The following is a 26507-nucleotide window of genomic DNA, read 5'->3' on the forward strand; positions in this document are numbered from 1 at the left end:
TTCCTCCATCCTATATTACTTTTTCAATTCTTGTTTTAAATAGTTTTTGTCTAATAATTTTAAAAATGGCCACCAAATAACAAATGTGATACACAAGTTAACGAGTTGTAGCGCTGCACCTTGCCATGCATTTCCTGTTGCTAAATAACCACTTATAAATATAGGTGTAGTCCATGGCACAATAACTCCTGAAGGTTTTGGTACAAATCCAATATACATAGCTGAATAGCTTACAATCGTTATAATTACTGGTGATATAATCCAAGGAATAATCACTAATGGATTCATAATAATCGGTAATCCAAATAAAATCGGTTCGTTTACATTGAATATAGATGCTGGTGTTCCCAATTTTGCAATTTCTTTGTTTTGTTTACTTCTACAAAGTAAATAAATACCAATTACAACTGCTATTGTTCCTCCTGTTCCACCCATACCAACTAAAAATGTATCTATAAATTGTTTAGTTATTATATTTGGTAACTCTAATCCCTTTTGAAATGCTTCGAAGTTCTCATTGTTTAATGAGTACCAAATCGGATCAAACACTGTATTGACAATAATTTGTCCGTGTAATCCAAAGAACCAAAATATTTGAATGAATAAAACAGCAACAATCGTAGCTGGCAAACCTTTTCCTAATGCTGTTAGTGGTTCTTGTACAACTGTATAGATTAAATCTTGTAATGTATTAAAAGGTGTTAATGCAATTAATATTCTTATCACTAAAAATATAGTTAAAGTAAATGCTACTGGAAGTAATGCACTAAATGATTTAGATACTTGATCTGGCACACCTTTAGGCATTTTTATCGTAATGTCTTTTTTCGTAAAGAAACTATATAGCTCTGAAGTGATAATTGATACGATAATGCCCAGGAACATTCCTTTTGCACCTAATATTTCTGTAGGTATAACGCCTTCAGTTTTTCCTACTACCTGAGGAGTTAAAATTAGAACTGCACTTAGAGCTGTTACCGCTCCGTATATCCCTTCCAAACCATTTCGTTCAGTTAATTTATATCCTATTCCGATAATGACAAATAGCCCCATTATTGAAAGCGTTGCTGCTGATGCTGGTCCAACTGCATTTTGCCATGCTGCAAACTGACTTTCAGATAGTAATTTATCTAAAAATGGAAAATTTGCAATTACGACAAAGATAGAACCAAATATAATTAATGGTAAAGCAATCATAAAACCATCACGTAAAGATGCTAAATATTTATTGTTATTTAATTTATCTGCTATTGGCAGTAATACGTCTTCTAACTTTTCCATAAAAGTACTTTGCATTTTTATCACCTATTCCCCTAATAATGATAAAGCTTGTTTGAGTACGCCATCCCCGTCTATTCTTCCATAACTCACTGAGTCAATTGTTTCAATTGGCATTTCTAACCCTTGTTCTTCAGCAGCTTTGATAAATTTTTTCTTCATAAATCTCATTTGTGGACCAATTAACAGAACATCATATTCATCTAAAGCTTGAAAAGCATTGTCACTGGACATAGCTTTAATATTCACTTGTATGTCTTTGCTTTCTGCTGCTTCTTCCATTTTCGTTACTAATAAACTTGTAGACATTCCCGCTGAACATGCTAATAAAATATTTCTCATCTTAATTTCCCCTTTCGATTATATTTCCATTATATTTTGTATACGTTTACATATCGATATAATCATTTTCCTCTAGTAGTGGAATATCAATATGTATTATTATTGATATGAGAACACAAATAATAGTAGTATAATGATTTTTATATTGATTTTTAAATCATATTTTACACATATGTGTTAATGAGATTAAGGAGTGAGAATAAATATGGAAGATCATGAATTAAAACGGAGTATGTCGAATCGACACATTCAATTAATTGCAATTGGTGGCGCTATTGGTACAGGCCTTTTTCTAGGTGCTGGTAAAAGTATTTCATTAGCTGGTCCATCAATTTTATTAGTTTACATTATTATTGGCTTTTTCTTATTTATTATGATGAGAGCATTAGGAGAACTATTACTTTCAAATAGTGATTATAATTCATTTACTGATATAGCAGAACATTATTTAGGTCATCTATTTGGCTTTTTAACTGGTTGGACGTATTGGTTTTGTTGGGTAGCGACAGGAATCGCCGATATTACAGCTGTAGCTAAATATATTCAATTTTGGAATCCAGACATTCCCTCTTACGCATCAGCAATAGCCACAGTAGTTATTTTATTAGGTTTAAATTTAATGACAGTGAAACTATTTGGTGAAGTAGAGTTTTGGTTTGCCCTCATAAAAATTATTGCGATCGTCTTATTGATTGTTATTGGTTTATGGATGATTTTTAATGGTTTTAAATCAAGTCATGGTGCTCAATCAGGATTCCATAATTTATATTCACACGGTGGCGTCTTCCCGAATGGTGCGATGGGCTTTTTACTCGCTTTCCAAATGGCAGTGTTTAGTTTTGTTGGGATCGAACTAGTCGGCGTAACTGCTCGTGAAACAAAAGATCCTGAAAAGAACTTACCTAAAGCAGTCAATTCTATCGGATATAGAATATTAATATTTTATGTATTGAGTTTATTAATTATCATGAGTATTACACCATGGAATAAAATCGATCCAGCAGAAAGTCCATTTGTTAGCTTATTTGTATTAGCTGGAATCCCCGCAGCAGCAGGTATTGTAAACTTTGTTGTGTTAACATCTGCTGCAAGTGCTGCAAACAGTGGATTATTTAGTAACAGTAGAATGGTTTATGGATTAGGACAAACTGGTCACGCACCAAAAGGATTAAGTAAAACGAATAAAAGAGGTGTGCCATATCCAGCACTTATCTTCTCAGGCGTCGTACTGTTCTTTGCAGCGATATTAAATTACTTCATACCTGATGATGTGTTCACACTTGTAACAACACTAGCAACAATATTCTTTATCTTTATCTGGTCTATTATTTTAATTTGTTATATCAAGTACAGAAAAGAAGATGCAGATTTACATAAAAAATCTAAATTTAAAAATCCATTTGGTTTAATTGGTTCTTATGTATCATTAGTGTTCTTCGCATTCGTACTCGTGATGTTGTTCTTTGCAGAAGACACACGTACAGCATTAATGTTTTCACCATTATGGATTATCCTGTTGTTAGCTGCTTATTATATAAATAAAAGTAGACAATCAACAGCACATTAATATTTTAATTTGAGTATAAGAATGAGATTTCATCCCGATACTTAAAGCAACTCTCCCAAACCGTTGAACATAAATACGGATTGAGAGAGTTTTATTTTTGTGGAATATTATAGAGGTGACTTTAGATTGCGCTTACTGACACAATTCCGAATTGTGCTCCTTAGACTGCGCTTACTGGCACAATTCTGAATTGTGCTCCTTAGATTGTTCTTACTGGCAGAATTCTGAATTGTGCTCCTTAGATTGTTCTTACTGGCAGAATTCTGAATTGTGCTCCTTAGATTGTTCTTACTGGCAGAATTCTGAATTATGCTCCTTAGACTATTCTTACTAGCAGAATTCTGAATTATGCTCCTTAGATTGTTCTTACTGGCATAATTTCGAATTGTGCTCCTTAGATTGTTCTTACTGGCATAATTTCGAATTGTGCTCCTTAGAGTGTTCTTACTAGCAGAATTCTGAATTGTGCTTCTTAGATACTAGTTCTTACGGACATTTCTCAGAATTATGTCCCTTACAACACCTCTTGCGCTTATTATTTTTATAAAAAGCTCCAATCATAAAATTCCTAATGCAATATTTTCATTCTAAAAATATATGGCTGGAACTTATTTGTGTAATATTTGTCTATATATTCAAAATATTTTGAATATAGTATTAACTATTGCATTTTTATGTGCTAAGGTTTTCTTATTAACTTAAAAAGGGAGTGAACGCTAATGGTTAGTGAACCGCTTATTTCTGCTACTATACTATTTGCATTAATTGTTCTAGGTGAAGTTATTTCTTATGTTACAAAGGCTCGTGTTCCAATGTTATTAACTGCTATGGTCAGTTATTTACTCTTATCTTGGGCAGGTGTTTTACCAGCAAAAATACTTGATAATGCAATTTTACCTTCACTAGGTGCACTTGTTATTGCGCCAGTTATTATGCATATGGGTACTATGATGCCGCTTCATATACTTAAGTCTCAATGGAAAGCGGTTGTCATTTCAATTTTTGGGATTATTGGTTCTACTACTTTAATTTTAATTTTCGTTACACTCCTGTTTGATTTCCGTACAGCAGCTTCTGGTGTCGGTCCTATTGCGGGTGGTATTGTTGCACTTCTTATTACTGTAGAGAAACTTCAAGATTTAGGATTAGCTAATTTAATTGTTTTACCTGCTATTGTTCAGGCTTTGCAAGGTGTTATTGGCATGCCTCTTAGTTCAATACTTATGAAACGTTATTCAAAATATTATCTTGCAAATAGAGAGCACGATAAGAACGTTGCGAATATCTCTAATAAAAATGAAGATAAAAAAGAAACGATTTTTAGTAAAAGTCCATTACTTCAAAACAATGTTATTAGACTCTTTATTATGTTTTTATTAGCAAGTTTTGCTTTTATTATTGGAGAATTTACTGGCATTCATTACACACTACTTAGTTTATTATTTGGTGTAATTGGATTGAAGATTGGTTTGTTCGAACAAAAAGAAATGGAACGCAACCAATCATTCACAATTATGATGGTTATTATTATTCTCATCGTTATCGGTTCTATGGGCGGTATTAAACCTCACGACTTATGGGAATACTTACCTGCAATATTATCTATTCTTGTTATTGGTACAATCGGCATTTTAATAGGAGGCTTTGTTGGCGCGAAATTAATCGGTTGGAGACCTACTAAAGCTTTACCTGTTGCATTAACTGCACTATATGGTTTCCCAGGTGATTTTATATTATGCGAAGAAGTCAGTCGTTCGGTTACAGACAACGAAGAAGATAGAGAAGATGTATTTAATGAATTACTAAGTCCAATGATTATCGGTGGATTTACAACCGTAACAGTAGCATCTGTTATTTTAACAACTATTTTAATGAATTTTATTAAATAACGTAGGAGGAAGTTAACTTGATTTTAAAAAATATAAATTTAATAGATGGAACTGGTAATGATATTCAAAAAAACATAGATATTAAAATCGAAAATAATGTTATTGCTGAAATAGGCAAGAATTTAAATGGTGATGATGTTATAGAAGGAAATGGACAATATTTACTTCCTGGTATGATTGACAGCCATGTGCACGTAATGTTGGAAATGGAACCGTTAGAAAATCGCTTATCTACGCCTTTTTCATATAATTTTTATAAAGCTATTGATCATTTAAAACGTACAGTCGATGCTGGCGTTACAACTGTTAGAGATGCTTTAGGTGCAGATTTAGGATTAAAAGAAGCTGTAAATGACGGGATTGTACTAGGTCCACGTCTACAAATTAGTATAAACGCATTAACAATCACAGGTGGACATGGAGATAGCTATACAAAGTCCGGAATTCATTTACCACTTTTACAAGATGGTTATCCCGGAATGCCGAGTGGATTATGCGATGGCGTCAACGAAGTCCGAAAAAAAGCGCGTGAAATGCTTAGAGCTGGTGCGGATGTATTAAAAGTTCATGCAACTGGTGGTGTTACCAGTGCAACTGACCATCCAGACTACACACAATTTTCAGTAGAAGAATTAAAAGTAATTGTCGAAGAAGCACAATTTAGAAATAATCGTAAAGTAATGGCACACGCACAAGGTTTACAAGGTGTAAAACAATGTATAGAAGCTGGCATTCATTCAATCGAACACGGTATATATTTAGACGATGAAGCTGTAAAATTGATGAAAGAAAAAGATATGTATTTAGTACCTACACTTCTTGCACCATTGTCCGTTATAGAATTCGCTGCCGAATTAGGAATGAGCGAAAATTCTATAAATAAATCCAAACAAGTCATGCAAGATCATATCGAAAGCTTTAAGAAAGCCCACCAAGCAGGTGTGAAAATAGCAATGGGTACAGATGCAGGCGTATTCAAACACGGTACTAACTTAAGAGAGTTGGAACTTATGGTTGAACACGGTATGACAGAAATGGAAGCAATCGTTTCATCAACAAAGACTGCAGCAGAATGTTTAGGTTACGATGAAGAACTCGGTACTATCGAAGAAGGTAAAAAAGCAGACTTTATTTTACTAGAACAAAATCCATTAGATGATATCGCAGTATTAAGAGATCCAAACAAGATTAAAGTCGTAGCTATAGACGGTAAAATCGTAAAAGACATTAGGTAAATATATTGATATGAAAAGAGCTGGGACATAAATGTCCCAGCTCTTACTTTTTGAGTAAACTAGAGTTTAAAACTATGCTAATGATTTTGCTTTGTATTTTACATATTACCTATTGATAAATATTTCGTTTCTAAGTATGGCTCTATTCCTTCTATACCGCCTTCTCGACCGTAACCACTTTCTTTATATCCTCCGAATGGTGCATGTGCTGCTGATGGTGCGCCATCGTTCCAGCCTATTACGCCATAATCAAGCTTTCTATATATATCAAAGCCTGTTCTATAATCATTAGTGAAGAAGTAAGCTGCTAATCCATATTCTGTATCATTTGCTACTTTAATGATGTCTTCTAAATCATCATATGTCATAACTGCTGCGATTGGTCCGAATGTTTCTTCATGCATCACTTTCATTTCAAGATTTGCATGACGTATGACTACTGGCTTCAAGAAGTTTCCGCCTAATTTCAGTTGTTCGATTGGTAATGATAGTTCGCCACCGTGTTCAACTGCATCTTCTATTTGATCTAATACTTTTTCTACTGCATTTTGATTAATTAACGGTCCCATATCTATATCTTGTTCTAAACCATTTCCTACATTCAAAGCATTTACTTTTTTAGTTAATAATTCTGTATAAGCTTGTTCAATGTCTTTATGAACAAAAATTCTATTTGCACTAATACATGTTTGACCTGAATTTCTAAATTTAGTAGCAATTGTTTGGTTAACAGCTAGTTCTAAATCAGCATCTTTATGTACAATTACTGGAGCTAATCCGCCTAATTCCATTGTTACATTTTTAACACTGTCTGAAGATGCTTTTATTAACTGTTTACCTACTGGCGTAGACCCTGTAAATGTGATTTTTTGAATAATTGGGCTTTCTGTAAAAATTCTTCCAGCATCTCGACCACTTAAAACGACATATTGTATCGCATCTTCTGGTATGCCCGCTTCATGTGCCAGTTCAACCATGCGTATCGTCGTTAACGGTGTTTCTAAGGCTGGCTTACAAACTATCGTACAACCCGCTGCTAACGCTGGTGCCATTTTTCTAGCAATCATAGCTGCTGGGAAATTCCAAGGAGTAATAGCACCAACAACACCAACTGGAAATGAGTCTGTAATAATTTTCTTGCCTTTTTGATTAGCAGGTATCGTTTTTCCATAAATACGTTTCGCTTCTTCTTGATACCATTGTATATAACTATTAGCGTAGGCAACTTCACCTAAAGCTTCTTTATAAGGCTTTCCATTTTCTAAAGTTATAAGTTCTGCTAATTCTTCTTTATGTTCATCAATTAATTGATACCATTTTAATAAAAGTGCAGAACGATCATGAGCATCTCTTTCACGCCAAGATTCATATGCTTCTTGTGCATTACTTATTTGTTGCGTTGCTTCTTCTTCAGAAGTGTATTTAATTGTCTTTACGACTTCATTCGTTGCTGGATTGTATACTTTGAGCTCTTTCAAAAGTCTCAACCTCCTTAGATTTCGTTAAATATAGAACAACTGCAATACCATACCAAACACATACGATAATCCATTCATTTGGCCATATAAGTGATGAAGGCATTCCTGGCAAATAAATTACTATAAATGCGATGCTTAAAATAACAGCCGTCCAACCTACAAATTTGCCACTTTTAATACGATACGGTCTTTCTAAATTAGGTTCACTTTTTCTTAACTTCAAGAAAGAGAATGCAACTAGTAAATAACCTAATACAACACCAATTCCACCTGCATCAACGATCCATACGAGTGCCGGACGTCCAAGCAGTGGTGCAACAAATGCTAGTACACCTAGGAATAAAATACCATGTGTCGGTGTTTTATATTTAGGATGAATAAATGCAAACCATTTAGGAATCATATTATTTTTAGCCATAGCATATAGAATACGACTACCACCAATAATAAAAGCATTCCAGCTTGTTATAATACCTGCAACGCCACCTAATACAAGTAATACACCAAATCCACTAGATCCAAATAAATTGACCATAGCATCCGCTGTAGCTAATTCACTTGAGCCTAACTGACTAGGTGTTAACCCTGTCGCTACACCGAATACAATTAATAAGTAAAATATCACTGAAGCAATGATTGAAATAATAAGTATGCTACCAATCTTTTTAGATGGTGCTTTAACTTCTTCAGCTATTTGAGGTATAACATCAAACCCTACAAATAGAAATGGAATCATGATGAGAACTGACATTGTTCCTCCAACACCATGGCTGAATAATGGTTTAAGTTGAGTAAATTCACCATTAAAGCTCGCTCCGAAAAATAATAACAATCCTACGCCTACAATAAATATAGTAAACACTGTTTGCATAATAGCAGCTGGCTTAACGCCAAAGTAATTTAGTGAAGTTAAGATAACACTGCCAATAGATCCTATTAGAACCCATGTTAAGTAAACGTCCCAACCTGCTAAGTTCCACAACAATCCTGTATGTTCAAAAGGTATAACGTAATCTATAACTGTCGGTAATGCAACAGCTTCAAATGTAATGACTGATACATATCCAAATAATACTGACCAACCTGAGAAGAAAGCTACACCTGGACTGAACGCTTTCTTAACAAAGACGAATCCGCCTCCTGTTTCAGGTATTGCAGATGCTAGCTCTGCATACGTCAATCCTATAAATATTACTAATAAACCACCTATTACAAAAGCTATGATACTTCCTAAAAATCCTGCTTCAGAAATCCATTCTCCCGAAAGTACAACCCAGCCCCATCCAAGCATGGCTCCAATCGCGAGAAACAATACATCTGCTATGTTCATTGTTTTATTAAATTGAGAATTCATATTCATACCCCATTTTCATTAGTCCTATTTATTAAAGACTGGATTCTAAAATCGATAAACCTTTGTTTAGTTCTTCGTCTGTAGTGACTAAAGGTGCTAAAAATCTAATCACGTTACCGTTTATACCAGCTGATAATAATAATAACCCATTATCGTTAGCTGTTTTCACAATTTCTGATGTTTTTAGCTTATTTGGTGCGTTTGTTTCTGGATCTACAATTTCCATTGCGACCATTGCACCTAATCTACGAATGTCTCCAATATAATTATGTTCTAATTTAAATGATTGTAATGTTGTTTCTAAAGTTGCGCCAAGTTGCTCAGCTTTAGCATTCAAGTTTTCTTCTTCTATAATTTCTATAACTTTAAGTGCAGCTTCACAAGCTAGAGGATTTCCGGCATATGTACCACCAATCTCACCTGGGTTTGGGCTATCTATAATTTCACTTCTACCTACAACACCGCTTAATGGAAAACCTGCTGCAAGAGATTTAGATACCGTCATTAAATCAGGTACAACATCAAAATGCTCTATCGCGAATGTCTTTCCTGTTCGAGCAAATCCAGTTTGTATTTCATCTGCAATAAATACAATTCCATGTTCTTCACAAATATCTTTTAATGCATGAATGAATTTTTTGTCGGGGATAATAAATCCACCTTCACCTTGTACTGGTTCAATAACGACACAAGCAACTTCAGTAGGATCAACTGTAGCTATAAAGAAGTTCTTTAAATCTTTAATGACTGAGTCGATATACGCTTCATCACTCAAACCTTCTGGCTTATCAGCTAAATAAGGATAAGGTGCTTGATATACTTCTGGTGCGAAAGGTCCAAAACCAAATTTATATGGTCTAACTTTACTAGTCATAGACATTGTTAAATTTGTTCTTCCGTGGAAACCTCTAATGAAAGATACAACTTGTTGTCTTCCTGTATATTTACGAGCTATTTTTACTGCATTTTCTACAGCTTCAGCTCCTGAATTAAGTAATACTGTTTTCTTTTTATGATCTCCTGGTGTAATCTCAGCTAATTTTTCAGCTAACTTAATATAGCTTTCATACATAATGACATTAAACCCAGGTAATATAAATCGTTCTAATTCATTTTTTAGATGTTCAGTAATTTTCGGATGTGAATGACCGACATTTAATGTACCAATTGCGCCTGCAAAGTCTATCCATTCTTGTCCCTCATTATCTGTAACAGTTGCCCCTTTAGCAAAGTCAGCTATATGTGTATTTCCATTACTGACACCTCTTGCTACATATTCGTTACGTAGAGATACTAATTCTTCTTGAGTCTTACCCATCTAAAATCCCTCCTATTGTTTATTTAATACATATTAAAAAATTATTGGTATAATGAAAAGTACCAGTTTTCATTAATTTATAGTACCAGAGGGGTGAAAAGTATGACTCAAACTTACAAATATAGAGAAATTTATCTCAAAATAAAACAAGATATTCTCTCGCAACAATATAATAGTCACGAAAAACTACCTTCAAAAAGACAACTTGCAAATGATCAAAGTGTAAGTATAAATACTGTTAAAAATGCTTATGAACAACTGTTTGCGGAAGGTTACATTTATACGAAGGAAAGACAGGGGTATTTTGTTGAAGTGTTAAACAAACTGATTATACAAGATCATCACGTTTCACAACCATTAAACAATAATCCAACTCAAATTAAATCATCATTTCGCTATTCTTTATCTCATATGACGACAGATATCTCACAATTTCCAATTGATTTTTGGTCTAAACATGTCAAAGAAGCTTTTTCTACCTTCAAAAATGAAATGTCAGAAATACCTATTTACAAAGGACCTTTAGAACTTAGAAAATCTATTGCACAACTCATCTCATATAAAAGAGGTGTATCCTGTTATCCTGAACAAATCATAGTAAGCTCAGGTACAGCTAATTTATTAAGTACGTTATTTAAGACACTATCCGACAATCAAAAAATCGCAATTGAAAATCCCGGATATTCACGTATGAGAAAACTGTTTATAGATATGGGGCAAGAAGTCGTAAACATACCACTCGATCATAAAGGATTATCGGTTAATACATTAAAGACAGAAAAACCAGATTTCGTTGTGACGACACCTTCTCACCAATTTCCTACTGGAACAATTATGCCTATATCTAGAAGAATAGAATTATTAAATTGGGTGACTGAACAAAATAAATACATTATAGAAGACGATTACGATAGTGAGTACAAATACGGAACAGACAATATCCCCTCATTATATAGTTTAGATAAAAATGACCGAGTCATATATTTAGGAACATTCTCAAAAACTTTAATGCCAAGCTTAAGAGTGAGTTATATGGTATTACCATATCCACTACTTTATAAATTTGATTTAGCAACAGAGACTTCAATTACCGATTTAAGTTCAATTAATGCCTATGCACTACATCTTTTTATCAAATCAGGAAATTACGAGAAATATATTCGAAAAATGCATCACATATATACAGAAAAAAGAGAGCTATTCTTAAAAATATTATCAAAAGAATTTAAAGAAGATATCACGATTTATGATATGCAAGCAGGTCTTCATTTCTTATTAAATATAAAAAGCACACTGAGTTATAAAGAAATAGAACAAAAAGCACATGACAATAGTATAGAACTCTATACATTAAGAAGATTTATGGTTGAAGAACCAGCAAATTCATCAATCAAAACGTTGATCATAGGATTTGCTAAAATAGAACTAGAAGATATTGAGCCTGCAATATTAAAATTAAAAGAAATCATTTATAACTAATTTAGGCTTAAGCAGATTTGAGCCGAATCGCACGATATCTCTGAAGTCTTCGTGCGTTTTAACCCGATTTGAGCCGAATCGCACGATATCTCTGAAGTCTTCGTGCGTTTTAACCCGATTTGAGCTGAATCGCACGATATCTTTCTTCTTACTTATCTTTAGTTTTAATTTGGTAACTTGTTTCACTACTAAATGTTTTGCCATTTCTTAAAATAGAAGGTGCACTATCACCTAACAAATGTATATCATCAGGTATAGATTGTGTTTCTAAAGTAAAACCGCCGTGCTCTTGAATTGTGTGATCATGGTCGTTCCAATCTACATCATTCAAAGTGAAAATAACTACATGGTCTTGATCAGTTTTCATTTCAATTTCCAATTCATCATTTGAAACTGTAAATGACTCATCTCCTAATTTAACAGGATGATCTATTCCGTTAAATTGCTTAATTTGTTCCAAGCCACTCTCAAAAACATCTCTAAAAGTAAGTATCTCTTTTCCTATTTCTTCATTAATATTTACTGTATCCAATGACTTCACAATTTGATTTTCTTTTAATGGATAAAATTCAATTTCATTATGAATTCTATGATTTTCAATCGTTTGATTCGTCTTATTCAAATTAAAATACACATGATTCATTGGGTTAAATAAAGTATCTTCCGTACTCGCAGCCTCATAATGAATTGACCACATCATTTGAATTAAATCATATCGGTGCGTTACTCTTATTTGTATATTACCTGGGAAATAGTCATCTTCGGATTTCATATCAGCTGTATAAATAACCGTAACAATCTTATCTTCATTTATAATTTCATAATCAAATACGCGTGAATGCAACCCATTAGATCCACCATGCAAATTATGTTTAGCATCATTTTGTTCTAATTTATAATTTTGACCATTCAATTCAAATGTACCATTTTCAATTCTACCACCGTATCTACCAATAGTAGCTCCAAAGAAATAAGGATTTTCTTCATAATATTGGACTAAGTCATCATTCTCATTTGGACCAAGAACGATAGACCTACCATCAACTTTCCAATCTACAATTCTCATGCCAAAATTAGTGAATTTAATTTCTGAATTTCCGTCATAAATCGTAATTAAATCTATATTATTAGCATCATCCAGAATCTCAATGTTAAAAGCCATTTACATTCCTCTATTCTTTAAAATTAACGTTATTTAGTTAAATTTTAGCATATCATATAATTGTAATTCTAATTAAGTTATACTTTTTATATACATATTAGTAAAGAAACGTTTTAAAAGGAGGCATATCACATAATGGTAAAATCTTTTTTAACACACTTTATAGGCTTTTTAATTATTTTTTCAGCACTTACATATTTCTTTAATAGAGATTATACCGCGATAGAAATCATTATTGTTTCTATAGTTTATGGTATTATTATGGCGCTTATTAATAATAAAAAGAAAAAGGAAAAATGACGCATATTGCTCATTTAAAATATCAATGATACCATTTTAATTAAATAATTAATTTCCGAAAAGAGGACACTTTATGAAAGTATCATGGATATTATGGTGGATATTAACTGTTATTGAACTTGGATCATTTATTCTTATGGCTATCTTTTTATGGTTTAGAGAAATTGATGCTACCGGTGCTGTTCAAACAACTGAATTAAAATGGTTGTCTATCGGTATGGTCGCCACACTCTTTATCATGCCTTTTTTAACTCAAATAGTTTGGCTAATAATCAATATTATTACTTCAAAGAAAATGAAAACCCAACAATAAACTTTGTTTGAATTACAAAGTAACATTTCGTAATAGGTTAGAGTATTGTTTGAGCCGAATCGCACGATATCTCTGGAGTCTTCGTGCGTTTTGAACCAGACCTTCAACCTAAATACAGCACTACTACTCACCTTACCAAATACTTGATAAATAAAACCCGCTTCCTGAAATCCAGGAAACGGGTTTTTCTCTTTTCTACTTATACTTCCGTTAAGGCCTTATTGAAATCATTCTTCATTTTATTCCACGCTTCGTTTATGTCATCATCTAAACCGAATAGTCCGCTTCGTCCTAATATATAAATATCTGGGTCTGCTTTTTGTATTTTATTAAATGTTTTTTTATTGGATGAGCCGTCCATTTCGATTAAATACTGATATTGATTCTCTTCTCTTAATTTTCTTAATTCAACGATTTTATCTAATGTTTCGTCAATAAATTTTTCTCCTGCAAATCCTGGATCTACTGTCATGATTGTGATTTTATCTAAATATTGTATATATGGTTTAATTACTTCTATTGGTGTTTCTGGATTTAATACAATTCCAACTTTTTTATGATGATCATGAATTTTATTGATTAAACGATATGCTACACCATTCACTACTTCTGCATGTATACATATATAGTCTGTATCTACTTTTAATAATTCATCTACCCAAAATGATGGTTCTGTCACCATTAAATGTGCAGAAATTGGAACGTTGGAAATTTTCTTAACTTGTTCAATAAACCATGGTGATAATGTTATGTTTGGTACATAATGACCGTCCATAATATCCACATGATATGATTCTACATGATTATTTAGAAATGTAATTTGATCACTAAATTTATCTAAATCCATAGTCATTAATGATGGTGAAAATTTTACTTCTTCCATTATTTATACCTCCATTAGTAAACTTTTATATCTCCTAAATCAATTTCATCTTCTTCTATCTCATCTACCATTTCTTCTGATTCATTGACTGGTTTTTTCAATAATACTAATACGAGTGCAGTAACAAATACATTGGCGATAATTGCGATAACAAATCCCATTGGTTGTGACATAGTTGGAATAGCTAACATTCCTCCGAATGGTACTTTGGAATCTGCATTCATGACCATTGAAATTGCGCCACCTACTGCGCCACCTATACCTGTTGCAATGACACATCTGATAATATCGTTTAAGACAATTGGTAATACGCCTTCTACTATTTCAATAATTCCCATTGGAAATGCTGTTTTCAATGTTTCAACTTCTACTTTTTTATAAATATTTTTACGTAATAATTTACCAACCCAATATGCAAGTGCGAAACCTATAGGCGTTGCTGTATTAACTACAATTAACGCTGTTATTGGTTCGTGTATACCTTGAGCTTGTAATGTAAGCACAAACGCGAACACCGTTTTATTAATTGGACCACCATAATCTATACTGGCTAATACGCCAATAATGATGCCGTAGATGAGTTTAGAAGTACCACTTAATGATTTTAAGTATTCGGTTAACAGATGTGTGAACTGCGTTATTGGTGCCCCGATTACATATACCATAATTAATCCACCAATAAGTGAAGCTACAAATGGTATAACGAGCATTGGCATTAATCCTTTTGCCCAATTTGGCATTTTGATATATTTAATAATGAGCACGACAAGATAACCTGCCAAGAAACCACCTATTAAACCACCAATAAATCCTGAACCTACAGCATTTGCTGTTAAACCAATTACTAATCCCGGTGCAATACCTGGTTTGTCAGCGATTGAGTATGCTATACCCGTTGCGATAACGACTGGTAACATCCCTAAACCAGCGCCACCTAATGTTGCCAATACATCCCAAAATGAATAACCCGCCTTAGTTAAATCAGCAGATGAATCTCCACCAAGTGCCATACCAATAGCAATCATAAAGCCCGCGCCACAAACAACAGGAATTAAATATGATATTGCCGTTAGCAAATGACCTTTCAAATTCAACTGTTTTAAAATTGATTTCATGTTAACTTCCCCTTTGTCAGTTTGATAAAATCGATACAACTTCTGATTTCTGTTTAGCATTTAATAATTGTTCAATTACTTCATCATTACTTAATCTACGAGCGATTAATGACAATAATTTTAAGTGCTCTTTCGAATTGTCGTTATCTTCTCCAACTGCAAGTAAAATAACAACTTTAGCACCTTTGTCATCTAATGCTGGCCATTCTACAGTGTCTTTTAATATCGCAATTGCAATACCTACTTTATTAACACTCTTGCTTTTTCCATGTGGTATGGCTACTAAGTTCCCAATACCTGTAACACCTTCTGCTTCTCTTTTATATACCGCTTCTAAAAAATCTTTCTGATCAGCTATATAATTTTCTTGTTTAAATAATTCAACTAATGTTTCTAAAGTTTCTTCTCTATTTTGTGTTTCTAATTCAGTTAAGATCGTTTTTTCATCGATTACATCTTTTAAGTTCATAAGGCATCTCCTTTATTGTTGTGATATTTGTTCGATTTTTTCTATAAGTTTATTTGGAGATTTAATTGCTACATCAGTTGGTATTTCAACAACTTTCTTACCTTCAAATCTTTCTTTAGCACTTACTTTGACATCTACTGCTAACAACACAATGTCAGCTTGGTTAATATCTTCTGTCGTTAATTCATTTTCAATACCAATAGTGCCTTGCGTTTCAATTTTAATGCTATGCCCTTTCTTTTCTGCTGCTTTTTCTAATTTTTCTGCTGCAATATATGTGTGTGCTATACCTACTGTACAAGCACAAATACTTACGATATTCATAATAAATTCCTCCTATTTAATTAATGATTCAATATAATCTTCATCTGCTAAATTTCTCATAAACGATTGTATTTCTAATAAATTTTCTTTATCTTCATTAGGTTTGAGATTTAATAATATGATTAACTTCACGGATTGTTTATGCCATTGAATTAAACCGTGTTCACTTTTTATTAAACAAATTTTTGTTTTTAAAATATTTTCACTTTGAATGTGTGGCAAAATCACTTCTGGAAAGATTTCTATATCCCCACATTTTTCTCTATTCAACACTTCTTGAAAATAGTCATTGTGAGACTTTATAATGTTGTCTTTCTCTAACTGATATCCCACTTCTTCAATAACGTCTTTATACAATATGTTTTTAGTTTGAATGTCACAAAATAGATTCTTATTCATTGTCATCACCTAACATTTCTATCATCTTCCGCAATTTAATTTGATCATTCTTATTAAACATTGCGCTTATTACGACTATTGGAATAGTTTTAACTTCAGGAATATGAACAGTTGATATAATTAAATCTATTTTTTGTAAATCCTCTTCCGTTAAATCAAATGAAGATTTAACATCTATAATGTCTATTTCTAGAACGTTTCTATCTATTTTTGTTTTCAATAATTCTGATGTACCTATTCCAGTTGTACATGTAATTAATGTTTTTATTTTTTTCGGATTTCTCTCAAGCTCTTTAGCAAAATACAATGTTAAAAAGCCAATTTCATCTTGATTTATCTTTTTAATAGCATAAGTCTCTGATATTTGATTAGTTATATTGCTTATAACATTGAAGACAATTGGATATTCAATTTTTATTTGTTCTATTAAAGTGTTTTTAACTAACAATCGATGTTCAATCCGATTGAGCATTGGTTTCACATGTTTAAGGAGTTGTTGCTCTAAATCAGCATTTTTGAAAGAATGGTTCAATTCACCACTCGCACCTTCGATTAAAGCATTTGTTATTTCAATAACATCATTTGAATATTTCATATCTTCTTGATAATTTTGTGTTTCAAATCTAGATGAAATAAGATATTCAAACAAATAAATCCTTTCATTATCAGGTAATTGTGTATGCAAATATTTCTCAATATTGCCGATTACCATATCACTTGTACGATAAAAAGATTGATATTCATTTTTCAACTTTAATAGCTCTTGAGTTTCCCTACTTTTATCTTCGTTTATGACGCCTCTTTTTCTAAAACGCATAATCAAAATATATAAATGAGAAAATATATTCACATTATATGGATAAGGAATGATAATATTTTTATAATTTTCAATCGTGTTAATCTGTTCTTGAACAAAGTGAGAATCTCTATCTTCAGTTTCATCCATACCATTATATGCAGAAAGATTGGATAGCTTTCCTTCACCAATCAGTTCTAATAAAGCATGACGTATATCACTTTCTCCACCTTTTATAGATAAGTGACGATTTTTTCTTTCCAATACTAAATTAAATTGATTCAACATCTCTTCAATCTTTTTCTCATCTGAATTTAGAACACTTTCAGAAATATAATAACGCTCAACGATATTAAAAAGTGATATCGATTTTGGGGAGATTAATAGTAAATCTTTAGTTATCATATTTCGTCTTTCAATAGGAGAAAGTAAGTCATTTTGATGAAACTGACCAATCTCATGCTGTTCAATATATTCTCTGTCATCAATCCGATAGCCCTTACCCTTTTCAGAAATAATAAGAGGTTCTTTATAATAATCATTAATACGTTTAACAAGTCGATAAATCGTTTTTGTGGAAACATTAAGTTCTTTAGCCAAACTATTCGAATCAACAAACGAATGCGCATTTAGTAAAAAGTTAATTAACTTCTCTTGATTATCTCCCTTCATATCGTTTACAACCTCCCTGTAAGTTCATAATAAAACAAAATAATGTAAGCGTTTTACCTTCGTGTGTCCATTACAATAGACATTAAAATAAAGTAATAGCTATAGTCCACGACCATAGCTATTAAAAGTACATGCAAAATTTTATTTTTAAGTAATATATATTATCAATTTTTAACAAAGCCCTCTTCACTTAATTTTAAACTCAGCACCCTACCTAAACTGATATTCTTTTATTTCATCCATTATTGCATTATATTTATTTGTTTTGTATCTTGCTCTGTTAGATACGATAAAGAAGTTTCGATATAAGTTTAGATCGTTTGTTGTGATAAATTTTTTATCAAATGACTTTATAGAGAAGTTAGACAATATTGTATATCCCATGTTTTGTTTGACGAGCTCTAATATTAATTGATTATCGTTGATTACAACTTTTCTTGAGGTTAAGTCTAATTGTTGTAAGAGCATATCTTGGTAATATCTAATGCCGGACCCTGTTTCTCTTACATAACATCTCATATCGTTTAAATTTTCATTGATTTGTTTATTCTTAACTATCAGCAATTTATCTCTTGTTAACACTTCGCTATTTATTTTGTCATCTATTACAGGTTTCTCAATTATGCCTATATCTAGTGAATAATCTTTTAAACGACTTAATATATCTGCTGAGTTGTACACGTATATGTGTATATTTAAGTTAGGATATTTAGTTTGTAAGTAAATGGTTAAATCCAATAACATCGACTGTCCAAATGTATGACTTGTTCCTATTACAAACTTACCTTTCACTTCTTCTTTATGCTGATTAATCTTTGTATACAATTGTTCGTCTAATATGGCTAATTGACAGGCATAGTTATACAGTTCTCTACCTTCTTCTGTTAATACAATTTGCTTTCTAGTGCTTTCGAATATTTTGATTTGATATTTGTCTTCAAGTGTTTTGATATCTCTACTTATGGAAGGTTGTGATTTAAAAAGTTTTTCTGCAGCTTTCGTAAACCCTTCTTCTTCAACGATAACTTTTAATATATTTAATTTATCTTCCAACTCATCCACTCCATATCATTTTTGTTATATTATATATTTAAAAATAGCATTTCACAAATAACGCTCTTCCTTTTAAACTATAGTTAAGGGAATTAGGGGGCGTTATTATGAGTAAGAAATTCATATTGGGTGTCGGGTTTACATTCATTATCGCAATTGTAAGTATATTATTATCTAACTTGCCTATTTTAAATAAGGTTGGTGCTTTGGCTATTGCGATTATAACTGCGATTTTGTATAGACATTTTAAAGGGTACCCAAAGCAAATAGAATCGGGCGTTGTATTTTCTTCTAAAAAGCTACTTAGATTAGCCATCATACTTTATGGCTTAAAGCTTAACTTATCTACGATTGTTAATGAAGGTGGCACGTTGTTATTACTTGATGTTGGTGTTGTAACATTTGTTATTTTCTTTATTATTTTGCTCAATAAAATCATTAAAGGAGACAAAGATTTAGTCTTATTATTAGGAGTTGGTACAGGAGTTTGCGGTGCGGCAGCTATTGCAGCGATTTCACCAATATTAAAATCTAAAGAAAGTGATGTTGGTATAAGTGTAGGTTTAGTTGCAATTATGGGAACTATTTTCTCATTAACGTATACATTGCTCTATGCATTATTCCCTATGGATCCAGAAGTTTATGGGATTTGGTCGGGGGCTAGTTTACATGAAATTGCACATGTTATTTTAGCTGCTGATGCCGGTGGTACAGAGGCGCTTAGTATCGGGCTATTGACTAAATTAGGAAGAGTATTCTTACTTATTCCTTTAAGTATCATTTTCTTAGTTATCGTAAATAGAAAAAAATCTAATAAAGTTTCTCAAAAAATTGATTTTCCATACTTCTTAATTGGATTTTTAGTAATGAGTGCCATTAACACATTTGTTCCAATTCCAGAGAGTGTTTTAAATGTAATTAGCACATTTACTACATTAATTTTAATTATGGCAATGGTAGGAATTGGATTAAACGTTTCATTCAATGACATAAAAGCAAAAGCTTTCAAACCAATGATTGCTATGGCTATAACATCTATCGTACTTTCAGTCATCACATTTTTCATAACAAGTATTTTATAAAAATTATAATAGGGTATAACATAGGCAATATTCAATTTTGAGAAAGATTGTGATGAAACTATGTTATGCCTTAAATTATTTTTCGTGCTATTTATATCATTATTCAACTATTTTTTCGTTGATCATGATGAAACAGCAACATATAAAGATACATTCACAGAAGCAACACATGCAGATTACAATGATGCATTTAAACTAGGTTCACAAATACCAAATGATTTATTAACAATTAAACCCTACGATACAGATAGCAATAATCATTTCAAAGGTGTCGGTAAAGTATCATCAGATAAGACTGGTAAATCAGGGAATGGGGCAACTGGTTTTGTCATTGATGATCATACAATTATTACCGCAGCTCACGTAGCTAGTGATGACGATGGTAATAAAGAAACAAAGCAATTTTATTTCTATCCATCTAAATCAGAACAACAAATTCCTATGAAATTTAAAGTTAAAAAGTTTTATACATCGTCTGAAAGAGATGTCGCTATACTCATTACAGAACAACGTTTATCTAAAAAAGTAAAACCATTAACATTAGCATCCGAACAAGAAATTAAAAAAATGCAAACTAAAGAACCACTGTACATGTTAGGATATCCGAGCGAACATCCGTACAATGGTCAACTTATGTATCAATCAAAAGGTTACTTCCTTAAACCAACTCAAAATTACATTGAGTATATCGGACATTTGCATAGAACAATCGGCTTCTCAGGATCACCCGTGTTTAATAAACACAATCACGTTGTCGGCGTACATGCACATGGCATACGACCAGAATTGCACATAAAAAATCAATCAACAAGAGACATTTATACAGGCGGACCACTCCTCACAGGAAAAACAAGAGCTTTCATTGAGGAGCATCGTGAATGATGAAAATAGATTTATCTTGTTACATGGCCCACATGAACACTTTTCTTATTTCTAAAAGATTCTAGCACTCCATTAGAAATTTCTTCATGAGTGAGCCATCGATTATCAATGTCATTGTATCCCAGTTTAATTATATGAACTTTATATTTTTCAAATAATGAATTATCCAAATTCATCGAACTATTACCTTTGCATAAATAAATTGATGTATTTTCATCAGCTTTAATGTTCTCTAATAATTCATAAAAATATTTATAATAACTGCTATGTATCCAAATAATTATATTAATGATGTTAATTTTCTCATCATTAATATAATTCCCAAGTTTTTTAAAGTCATTTGCGTCTGAAAAATCAAATTGTAAAAATTTTGCACTGTCATGATTATTTAGCAAATTTTTATATTTATTTTTATCTCTACTACATAATAAAACTTGATTTTCAACATTTATAATTTCTTGAGTTGCTTGTAACAGCATGCCTGATCCACCTATTATTAAAGTAGCCATTTTACATAATCACCTTATTTTTATAATCAGAGTATCTAAACTAAGTTATTATTTATTCTTGGTACCCTTGCTCACACTTCTTTAGACTTGTGTAAATATAGCTGCCCTTACTTACACTTCTTTAGACTTGTGTAAATATGGCTGCCCTTGTTCACACTTCTTTCAACTTGTGTGAATATGGATGCCCTTGCTTACACTTCTTTCGACTTGTGTGAATATAGCTACCCTTGCTTACACTTCTTCCAACTTGTGTAAATATAGCCACCCTTGCTCACACTTCTCTCGACTTGTGTGAATATGGATGCCCTATGATAAGAGAGTGGGACAACGAAATCTTGTCATAAAATTAGATTTCTGCCCTACGCTCTTGATTTATTCTATTGATTTGAAAATAATTGATCGTCTTTTGGCTGGTTTTCTAAATACGCAATTTTTCCATTTGCATCTAATCTTGCTATATCTTTACCTTCTTGTGTGTAAACGCCTGTCTCATATCTATTACCACTAACTGCCCAATGTGTTTCGAAACTACCGTCTTCGTTTTCTGTCCAACCGTTATGCATATGTTTCAAGTCTTTGTTTGTTGTATACACACTTTTTACAAACTGTTTCCAAGCTTCTTTACCTTTAAATGTTTTATTATTCAATACAAATTCAATTTCATCACTAAATAATGCATTTAACTTCTGAAAACTTTCTTCACTATATCTTGATTCATCAAATAATTTAAAATAATCATCTAATATATTCATTAATTCACCTTCTTTATACTCGATTATATCTTTCATAACCTTGAAGATAAATCATATTGTCTTATTACTTAAATAACAAAAAAGAAGAAAACAATTAAACAGATAAACAATAATAAGACACTTGAAAAGAATATCCAACCTTTATTTCTATCAGATTGATTCTTCTCTTTTTTGGATAAAAATGAATATATCATACCATCTTTCCCCATTAATATTACGATAGAATATGCCAAGAAAATGAATGTAATTATAGCTAAAATAATAAATAATATATACATTTATAACACCTCTCTCTTTATTCGAGTGAACCTTACTTTCTATCTATGATAATGTATATAGTTACTATACACTCAATCAAACTTACTACAAATAGACTTTTTGAGAGGTTTCATATGATTAAGTATATTTTAAGAGATAAACCAGCTTGATTGAACGTTAGGACTTAATACATTAGCATCTACGTTTTGATCAAGTTCTTCTGAATAATAACTGTCTGTATATTGCCATAGTACATGTTCTCTTTCTGGCTGTGTTTCTTGATAAGCTGCTAACCAATATCCGTCATATGATTGTACTGCTGTTGCTGTATTATTGAGCATAAAGTCTTCATATGAATATAATAGGACTTTTTTATCTCCTGAATACTTTCTCATTTCTTCTAACCATGCTTGTGTACTTTCATCAGATGTGCCTGAAGTTACAGTTTCTTCTTCGTAATCATTAATGTAGAAGCTTGCGTTCGGTGCTCTATTATATAATGATTTTGCTTCTGTTCGTGCATCACTGGCATTTTCGTACATGCTATATGAATACACACCATATTTCATATTATTTGCTTCTAATAATTTTGAGTTTGTTGCAAAAGTTGCATCTTTATAATCTGATCCATACTGTGCTCTTAATATAATAAAGTCATAATTTGCTTTTAATTTTTTTACTTGTGCAGAGGTTAGTTTACCTTGCCATTCTGATAAATCAAGTATTGAATCTTCTTTAGGAACGACTGCCGCTTCTTTTGTTTCTTGGCTTTTTCTATGTTGTGTATCTTGTTTATTTTCTATGTATTTCTTATAACCATTTCCCATTGTACCTGCTTCTTTTGATGCTTCAGCAATTTTTGAGGGTGCATTTACAATAAAAATCAATAAGGTTATAGCTACGACGATGCGTACAAATCTACTAAACATTTAAATACTCCTTTGTGTATTACTGAAAAATTATTTCATGTTATCTATTATAGGATTACCGTTCTTGTCTAATAATGGTGTTAAACTGCTACCAGTTCCTACCCAAGCGTGTACATAATTAACGCCTGTTTCACGATCAGCTACAACAGTAAATCTACCTAAAGATTTAATATTTTCTTTAGATTTCACATAAAATCTTTCGTCTTCGTTCTTATTACCAAACATATCATTCACTCCTTTTCTCCTGTAATGGTATAATACTTGCCGATATATTGAAATGATAGGAGAAGATTTTTATGAAAATTATAAACACTTTTGACGAATTAAATGAAAAAATTAATGCCCATACGTTCACTTTGATATATGTTTCTAGTGAAAATTGTTCTGTATGTAAAGCTGATCATCCAATTGTGCAAAAAATGGCTGAAAATTATCAAATCCCAGCATATGAAATAGTCGCTAATCAAGTACCTGAAGCAGTTGGACAATTAAATTTATTCACTTCACCCGTAGTCATGCTTTTTTACAATCAAAAAGAAGTTCACCGACAAGCCCGAATAATAGACTTTGATGAACTTCAATATCGTATTGAACAAATAAACAATTTATAAAATTATTCTACTAATGTATAAAAGTCAATTCTTGTTACAACACCCTTTTCATCAGATGTGAAGGCAATTTTGTAACCATTTAAATTATAAGAATATTGACCTTCTATACTACGAGGACTTCCAGTTTTAGAATAATCCATACCATAAGATTCTCTAACATCATCTATAGATAAATTAAATTGTTCAGCGTTCGTCGGTTGTGCGTTTGCATCTAAACCATAATTACTATAGACATTTAAATTTTGATCATATAAGTTAATATTTTTTGCTTCGTCTTGATGTTCTTTTGCGTAATTTTCATGTGCAGGTGTTTCATAACCGTTTAAAGTGAAATTACCTGATTCGAATCCTTTTTTGAAAGTATCTGTTATAAAGAATCCTGGGTCGTAACTAACATATCCATTATAATAAGAAGTATAAGGTTGAGACGCTTCGCTTTCCATATTACCATTGCTTGCTGCATCCACTGTATTCCCGTTGCTAGCTGCACCTACTGTAAATACTGTCGCTAATGCTAAACCGCTTGAAACAAAAATCTTTGAAAATTTGTTCATTCGATCTCTCTCCCTTTTTATAGATTATGTATCTAAAGACGATACACCTACATCCTACTATATTGAATTTCAATTACAAGGGGGGAATAATAAATATTTATTGTATTTTTATACTTTTGTTTAATAGTATTACGTTTTAGTAATAACCTTAAAATAAGTTTGAATTCCTAAAAATATAATAATGCCAACTAATAATATTAACCAAACAACATTAAACTCGCCTGTCGTAAATTTCGTATATAAATTATAAATAACTAAAGCAAATATAAAATACACTACAGTATACTTAGAAGCGATAAATACATGTTGTCTTTCCATTTCATCTTGCTTCTTCAAAATAATCTTCCTTTCTTTTAAGAGAATAATTCATCTACAGTTACATCAAACACTTCTGCTAATTTGAAAGCTAGTGCCAATGTAGGATCATATTTATCATTTTCAATTGCATTAATCGTCTGTCTCGTCACTTTTACATTTTTACTTAACGTATCCTGTGACATTCCCATTTGCTTTCGATATTCCCGTATTTTATTCTTCACAACTTACCTACTCTCAACTGTATTTCTTCTTTACTATTAAAACATTAATTGCATATATAATGCCTAACAAAACAATAAAAAGTATTTCAGGATTTTGAGTGAAGACATTCTGTGCATTCCCATTTAAGCCAGAAAGTTTAATCGCTATATAGGACATGATAATCAAGAACATATAACCAAATGTGTTAGACAGTATTTCGAGTCTTATTCTCAATTGCCTTTCATCCAGTCTTCGCTCTTTTTTAAATTCTTTAGTATTAATTGCTATATATTTATAGTAAACCGTCCACATGACCAATGTAATAATAATAAAAAGTAACCATTTCAATACCATAAAAATTGCACCTCCAAATGTCAAAAGTTTTTTACATTTATTAGTCTAACATCTGAGATAAACATGTCAAATACTTTTTACATTTAGAGTGTTGATAGATATAAAACATATACTACTGTTTTTATGTTCAGGCTATAGCAGAGTGTGCTTTGGAGAGGTGCGTTATAAGCAGATTTCGGACCGCTATTTTATTTTATCGGTCCGTATTTCGCGTTTCTGGACCGCTAATTTTATTTATCGGTCCGTATTTCGCGTTTCTGGACCGCTAATTTTATTTATCGGTCCGTATTTCGCATTTCTGGACCGATATTTATTTTTATCGGCCGTATTTCGCGTTTCTGGACCGATATTTATTTTTATCGGCCTGTATTTTCCGTTTTCGGGTCGATATTTATTTTTATTGGCCTGAATATCTTCACATCTGAACATTTATTCCAAAACATTATGAACCTCCCTTCCAAAAGTGTATAATTACATTGAAAGCGTTTTGTTTAACATTTGTTCACTTTCATCCACTTAAATCACACATGTCAAAGTGCTTGTGACAAAGTTGCATCTACTATTCATTGTTAATAGGTATACATCTTCGTATGATTAAGTAACAAAATACTTTTTATGTAAGGGAAGGTGT

31 protein-coding genes are annotated in these 26507 nt (G+C 31.9%); 9 read left to right on the forward strand and 22 right to left on the reverse strand.

The window, feature by feature from the left end:
* Positions 1-15 precede the first annotated feature (15 nt).
* Together celB and LQ668_RS04590 are read right to left on the reverse strand one after the other, a co-directional pair.
* Positions 16-1296 carry a PTS cellobiose transporter subunit IIC gene (celB, locus tag LQ668_RS04585; protein WP_078358354.1) on the reverse strand — a complete coding sequence of 427 codons (1281 nt, stop codon included), beginning with the start codon at positions 1294-1296 and terminating at the stop codon, positions 16-18.
* A 9-nt stretch (positions 1297-1305) separates the two neighbouring features.
* Positions 1306-1620: a PTS sugar transporter subunit IIB gene (locus LQ668_RS04590; RefSeq protein WP_078358353.1), complete on the reverse strand. Its 315-nt coding sequence runs from the start codon at positions 1618-1620 to the stop codon at positions 1306-1308.
* A 205-nt stretch (positions 1621-1825) separates the two neighbouring features.
* Between LQ668_RS04590 and LQ668_RS04595 the strand changes: the two genes are divergently transcribed.
* The 3 genes from LQ668_RS04595 to LQ668_RS04605 all read left to right on the forward strand — a co-directional run bounded on the left by LQ668_RS04595 (position 1826) and on the right by LQ668_RS04605 (position 6311).
* Positions 1826-3187: an amino acid permease gene (locus tag LQ668_RS04595; protein WP_218703063.1), complete on the forward strand. Its 1362-nt coding sequence runs from the start codon at positions 1826-1828 to the stop codon at positions 3185-3187.
* A gap of 719 nt (positions 3188-3906) precedes the next feature.
* Positions 3907-5076 carry a hypothetical protein gene (locus LQ668_RS04600; RefSeq protein WP_107509376.1) on the forward strand — a complete coding sequence of 390 codons (1170 nt, stop codon included), beginning with the start codon at positions 3907-3909 and terminating at the stop codon, positions 5074-5076.
* Positions 5077-5093: 17 nt separating this feature from the next.
* Entirely contained in the window at positions 5094-6311 is a 1218-nt protein-coding gene (locus LQ668_RS04605; RefSeq protein ID WP_078358350.1) for a metal-dependent hydrolase family protein, read from the forward strand.
* 98 nt (positions 6312-6409) lie between these two features.
* On the opposite strand, the gene LQ668_RS04610 is transcribed toward LQ668_RS04605, so the two are convergent.
* The 3 genes from LQ668_RS04610 to gabT are packed head-to-tail and all read right to left on the reverse strand — an operon-like array spanning position 6410 to position 10461.
* The gene (locus LQ668_RS04610) at positions 6410-7789 is read right to left on the reverse strand and encodes an NAD-dependent succinate-semialdehyde dehydrogenase (protein ID WP_107509377.1); all 1380 of its coding nucleotides are present in this window, start codon (positions 7787-7789) and stop codon (positions 6410-6412) included.
* Complete coding sequence (locus LQ668_RS04615) at positions 7752-9143, reverse strand: APC family permease (RefSeq protein WP_107509378.1); 1392 nt, start codon at positions 9141-9143, stop codon at positions 7752-7754. Before LQ668_RS04615 ends, LQ668_RS04610 begins: the two co-directional genes overlap by 38 nt.
* Before the next feature lie 31 nt (positions 9144-9174).
* Positions 9175-10461: a 4-aminobutyrate--2-oxoglutarate transaminase gene (gene gabT / locus LQ668_RS04620; protein ID WP_107509379.1), complete on the reverse strand. Its 1287-nt coding sequence runs from the start codon at positions 10459-10461 to the stop codon at positions 9175-9177.
* Between the two features lie 102 nt (positions 10462-10563).
* Here gabT and gabR point away from each other — a divergent pair, with 102 nt between their 5' ends.
* Positions 10564-11940 (forward strand): MocR-like transcriptional regulator GabR, encoded by a 1377-nt coding sequence (gene gabR / locus LQ668_RS04625; protein ID WP_107509380.1) that lies wholly within the window; start codon positions 10564-10566, stop codon positions 11938-11940.
* A 148-nt stretch (positions 11941-12088) separates the two neighbouring features.
* On the opposite strand, the gene LQ668_RS04630 is transcribed toward gabR, so the two are convergent.
* Positions 12089-13102: an aldose epimerase family protein gene (locus LQ668_RS04630; RefSeq protein ID WP_107509381.1), complete on the reverse strand. Its 1014-nt coding sequence runs from the start codon at positions 13100-13102 to the stop codon at positions 12089-12091.
* 135 nt (positions 13103-13237) lie between these two features.
* On the opposite strand from LQ668_RS04630, the gene LQ668_RS04635 reads away from it, so the two are divergent.
* Together LQ668_RS04635 and LQ668_RS04640 are read left to right on the forward strand one after the other, a co-directional pair.
* Positions 13238-13402: a hypothetical protein gene (locus tag LQ668_RS04635; RefSeq protein WP_157946491.1), complete on the forward strand. Its 165-nt coding sequence runs from the start codon at positions 13238-13240 to the stop codon at positions 13400-13402.
* Positions 13403-13475: 73 nt separating this feature from the next.
* Complete coding sequence (locus tag LQ668_RS04640; RefSeq protein WP_107509382.1) at positions 13476-13715, forward strand: DUF3923 family protein; 240 nt, start codon at positions 13476-13478, stop codon at positions 13713-13715.
* A 199-nt stretch (positions 13716-13914) separates the two neighbouring features.
* On the opposite strand, the gene alsE is transcribed toward LQ668_RS04640, so the two are convergent.
* The 7 genes from alsE to LQ668_RS04675 all read right to left on the reverse strand — a co-directional run bounded on the left by alsE (position 13915) and on the right by LQ668_RS04675 (position 19426).
* Positions 13915-14598, reverse strand: a complete 684-nt coding sequence (alsE, locus tag LQ668_RS04645; protein WP_107509383.1) for a D-allulose 6-phosphate 3-epimerase — start codon at positions 14596-14598, stop codon at positions 13915-13917.
* Between the two features lie 14 nt (positions 14599-14612).
* The gene (locus tag LQ668_RS04650; RefSeq protein ID WP_107509384.1) at positions 14613-15713 is read right to left on the reverse strand and encodes a PTS fructose transporter subunit IIC; all 1101 of its coding nucleotides are present in this window, start codon (positions 15711-15713) and stop codon (positions 14613-14615) included.
* Between the two features lie 16 nt (positions 15714-15729).
* On the reverse strand, positions 15730-16182 hold the full coding sequence (locus LQ668_RS04655) for a PTS sugar transporter subunit IIA (RefSeq protein ID WP_107509385.1): 453 nt from the start codon (positions 16180-16182) through the stop codon (positions 15730-15732).
* 12 nt (positions 16183-16194) lie between these two features.
* Positions 16195-16506, reverse strand: coding sequence for a PTS fructose transporter subunit IIB (locus LQ668_RS04660; protein ID WP_107509386.1), 312 nt, complete (start codon positions 16504-16506; stop codon positions 16195-16197).
* Positions 16507-16518: 12 nt separating this feature from the next.
* Positions 16519-16905, reverse strand: coding sequence for a PTS sugar transporter subunit IIA (locus LQ668_RS04665; RefSeq protein ID WP_157946492.1), 387 nt, complete (start codon positions 16903-16905; stop codon positions 16519-16521).
* A complete protein-coding gene (locus LQ668_RS04670; protein ID WP_239775917.1) occupies positions 16898-18373 on the reverse strand; it encodes a BglG family transcription antiterminator in 1476 nt (491 codons plus the stop codon). The genes LQ668_RS04665 and LQ668_RS04670 overlap by 8 nt, the downstream gene beginning before the upstream one ends.
* Positions 18374-18583: 210 nt before the next feature.
* On the reverse strand, positions 18584-19426 hold the full coding sequence (locus tag LQ668_RS04675) for a LysR family transcriptional regulator (protein ID WP_107509389.1): 843 nt from the start codon (positions 19424-19426) through the stop codon (positions 18584-18586).
* A 107-nt stretch (positions 19427-19533) separates the two neighbouring features.
* Between LQ668_RS04675 and LQ668_RS04680 the strand changes: the two genes are divergently transcribed.
* Complete coding sequence (locus tag LQ668_RS04680) at positions 19534-20508, forward strand: YeiH family protein (protein ID WP_239775918.1); 975 nt, start codon at positions 19534-19536, stop codon at positions 20506-20508.
* Between the two features lie 60 nt (positions 20509-20568).
* Entirely contained in the window at positions 20569-21390 is an 822-nt protein-coding gene (locus LQ668_RS04685; RefSeq protein WP_107509391.1) for a trypsin-like serine peptidase, read from the forward strand.
* 11 nt (positions 21391-21401) lie between these two features.
* Here the strand turns inward: LQ668_RS04685 and LQ668_RS04690 are convergent, their stop codons facing one another.
* From LQ668_RS04690 to LQ668_RS04710, 5 genes are all read right to left on the reverse strand, one after another.
* Positions 21402-21899, reverse strand: a complete 498-nt coding sequence (locus tag LQ668_RS04690; RefSeq protein ID WP_107509392.1) for a Rossmann-fold NAD(P)-binding domain-containing protein — start codon at positions 21897-21899, stop codon at positions 21402-21404.
* A gap of 377 nt (positions 21900-22276) precedes the next feature.
* The gene (locus tag LQ668_RS04695; protein ID WP_107509393.1) at positions 22277-22651 is read right to left on the reverse strand and encodes a nuclear transport factor 2 family protein; all 375 of its coding nucleotides are present in this window, start codon (positions 22649-22651) and stop codon (positions 22277-22279) included.
* Between the two features lie 68 nt (positions 22652-22719).
* On the reverse strand, positions 22720-22929 hold the full coding sequence (locus tag LQ668_RS04700; protein WP_078358326.1) for a hypothetical protein: 210 nt from the start codon (positions 22927-22929) through the stop codon (positions 22720-22722).
* Positions 22930-23058: 129 nt separating this feature from the next.
* Positions 23059-23838, reverse strand: coding sequence for a GH25 family lysozyme (locus LQ668_RS04705; RefSeq protein ID WP_203154083.1), 780 nt, complete (start codon positions 23836-23838; stop codon positions 23059-23061).
* Between the two features lie 30 nt (positions 23839-23868).
* Entirely contained in the window at positions 23869-24063 is a 195-nt protein-coding gene (locus LQ668_RS04710) for a DUF6440 family protein (RefSeq protein ID WP_239775919.1), read from the reverse strand.
* 71 nt (positions 24064-24134) lie between these two features.
* Here LQ668_RS04710 and LQ668_RS04715 point away from each other — a divergent pair, with 71 nt between their 5' ends.
* Entirely contained in the window at positions 24135-24449 is a 315-nt protein-coding gene (locus LQ668_RS04715) for a thioredoxin family protein (protein ID WP_107509395.1), read from the forward strand.
* 2 nt (positions 24450-24451) lie between these two features.
* Here LQ668_RS04715 and isaB read toward each other — a convergent pair whose 3' ends face one another.
* The 4 genes from isaB to LQ668_RS04735 all read right to left on the reverse strand — a co-directional run bounded on the left by isaB (position 24452) and on the right by LQ668_RS04735 (position 25876).
* On the reverse strand, positions 24452-25003 hold the full coding sequence (gene isaB / locus LQ668_RS04720; RefSeq protein ID WP_107509396.1) for an immunodominant staphylococcal antigen IsaB family protein: 552 nt from the start codon (positions 25001-25003) through the stop codon (positions 24452-24454).
* 129 nt (positions 25004-25132) lie between these two features.
* A complete protein-coding gene (locus tag LQ668_RS04725) occupies positions 25133-25339 on the reverse strand; it encodes a hypothetical protein (RefSeq protein WP_237687724.1) in 207 nt (68 codons plus the stop codon).
* A 17-nt stretch (positions 25340-25356) separates the two neighbouring features.
* Positions 25357-25542 carry a helix-turn-helix transcriptional regulator gene (locus LQ668_RS04730; protein ID WP_107509397.1) on the reverse strand — a complete coding sequence of 62 codons (186 nt, stop codon included), beginning with the start codon at positions 25540-25542 and terminating at the stop codon, positions 25357-25359.
* A 13-nt stretch (positions 25543-25555) separates the two neighbouring features.
* On the reverse strand, positions 25556-25876 hold the full coding sequence (locus LQ668_RS04735; RefSeq protein WP_078358595.1) for a hypothetical protein: 321 nt from the start codon (positions 25874-25876) through the stop codon (positions 25556-25558).
* Between the last annotated feature and the right edge of the window lie 631 nt (positions 25877-26507).

The organism is Mammaliicoccus sp. K-M42, assembly GCF_022386375.1.
GTDB classification, from domain to species: domain Bacteria; phylum Bacillota; class Bacilli; order Staphylococcales; family Staphylococcaceae; genus Mammaliicoccus; species Mammaliicoccus fleurettii.

Excerpts from the sequence above, each read along its gene's own strand:
- LQ668_RS04715 (WP_107509395.1), top strand. The coding sequence starts at position 24,135 with ATGAAAATTATAAACACTTTTGACGAATTAAATGAAAAAATTAATGCC.
- LQ668_RS04640 (WP_107509382.1), top strand. The coding sequence starts at position 13,476 with ATGAAAGTATCATGGATATTATGGTGGATATTAACTGTTATTGAACTT.
- LQ668_RS04600 (WP_107509376.1), top strand. The coding sequence starts at position 3,907 with ATGGTTAGTGAACCGCTTATTTCTGCTACTATACTATTTGCATTAATT.
- gabR (WP_107509380.1), top strand. The coding sequence starts at position 10,564 with ATGACTCAAACTTACAAATATAGAGAAATTTATCTCAAAATAAAACAA.
- LQ668_RS04690 (WP_107509392.1), bottom strand. The coding sequence starts at position 21,899 with ATGGCTACTTTAATAATAGGTGGATCAGGCATGCTGTTACAAGCAACT.
- LQ668_RS04635 (WP_157946491.1), top strand. The coding sequence starts at position 13,238 with ATGGTAAAATCTTTTTTAACACACTTTATAGGCTTTTTAATTATTTTT.
- LQ668_RS04595 (WP_218703063.1), top strand. The coding sequence starts at position 1,826 with ATGGAAGATCATGAATTAAAACGGAGTATGTCGAATCGACACATTCAA.
- alsE (WP_107509383.1), bottom strand. The coding sequence starts at position 14,598 with ATGGAAGAAGTAAAATTTTCACCATCATTAATGACTATGGATTTAGAT.
- celB (WP_078358354.1), bottom strand. The coding sequence starts at position 1,296 with ATGCAAAGTACTTTTATGGAAAAGTTAGAAGACGTATTACTGCCAATA.
- LQ668_RS04705 (WP_203154083.1), bottom strand. The coding sequence starts at position 23,838 with ATGTTTAGTAGATTTGTACGCATCGTCGTAGCTATAACCTTATTGATT.
- LQ668_RS04670 (WP_239775917.1), bottom strand. The coding sequence starts at position 18,373 with ATGAAGGGAGATAATCAAGAGAAGTTAATTAACTTTTTACTAAATGCG.
- LQ668_RS04710 (WP_239775919.1), bottom strand. The coding sequence starts at position 24,063 with ATGTTTGGTAATAAGAACGAAGACGAAAGATTTTATGTGAAATCTAAA.
- LQ668_RS04695 (WP_107509393.1), bottom strand. The coding sequence starts at position 22,651 with ATGAATATATTAGATGATTATTTTAAATTATTTGATGAATCAAGATAT.
- LQ668_RS04660 (WP_107509386.1), bottom strand. The coding sequence starts at position 16,506 with ATGAATATCGTAAGTATTTGTGCTTGTACAGTAGGTATAGCACACACA.
- LQ668_RS04680 (WP_239775918.1), top strand. The coding sequence starts at position 19,534 with ATGAGTAAGAAATTCATATTGGGTGTCGGGTTTACATTCATTATCGCA.
- LQ668_RS04655 (WP_107509385.1), bottom strand. The coding sequence starts at position 16,182 with ATGAACTTAAAAGATGTAATCGATGAAAAAACGATCTTAACTGAATTA.
- LQ668_RS04615 (WP_107509378.1), bottom strand. The coding sequence starts at position 9,143 with ATGAATTCTCAATTTAATAAAACAATGAACATAGCAGATGTATTGTTT.
- LQ668_RS04630 (WP_107509381.1), bottom strand. The coding sequence starts at position 13,102 with ATGGCTTTTAACATTGAGATTCTGGATGATGCTAATAATATAGATTTA.
- LQ668_RS04685 (WP_107509391.1), top strand. The coding sequence starts at position 20,569 with ATGTTATGCCTTAAATTATTTTTCGTGCTATTTATATCATTATTCAAC.
- LQ668_RS04735 (WP_078358595.1), bottom strand. The coding sequence starts at position 25,876 with ATGGTATTGAAATGGTTACTTTTTATTATTATTACATTGGTCATGTGG.
- LQ668_RS04700 (WP_078358326.1), bottom strand. The coding sequence starts at position 22,929 with ATGTATATATTATTTATTATTTTAGCTATAATTACATTCATTTTCTTG.
- LQ668_RS04665 (WP_157946492.1), bottom strand. The coding sequence starts at position 16,905 with ATGAATAAGAATCTATTTTGTGACATTCAAACTAAAAACATATTGTAT.
- gabT (WP_107509379.1), bottom strand. The coding sequence starts at position 10,461 with ATGGGTAAGACTCAAGAAGAATTAGTATCTCTACGTAACGAATATGTA.
- isaB (WP_107509396.1), bottom strand. The coding sequence starts at position 25,003 with ATGAACAAATTTTCAAAGATTTTTGTTTCAAGCGGTTTAGCATTAGCG.
- LQ668_RS04590 (WP_078358353.1), bottom strand. The coding sequence starts at position 1,620 with ATGAGAAATATTTTATTAGCATGTTCAGCGGGAATGTCTACAAGTTTA.
- LQ668_RS04650 (WP_107509384.1), bottom strand. The coding sequence starts at position 15,713 with ATGAAATCAATTTTAAAACAGTTGAATTTGAAAGGTCATTTGCTAACG.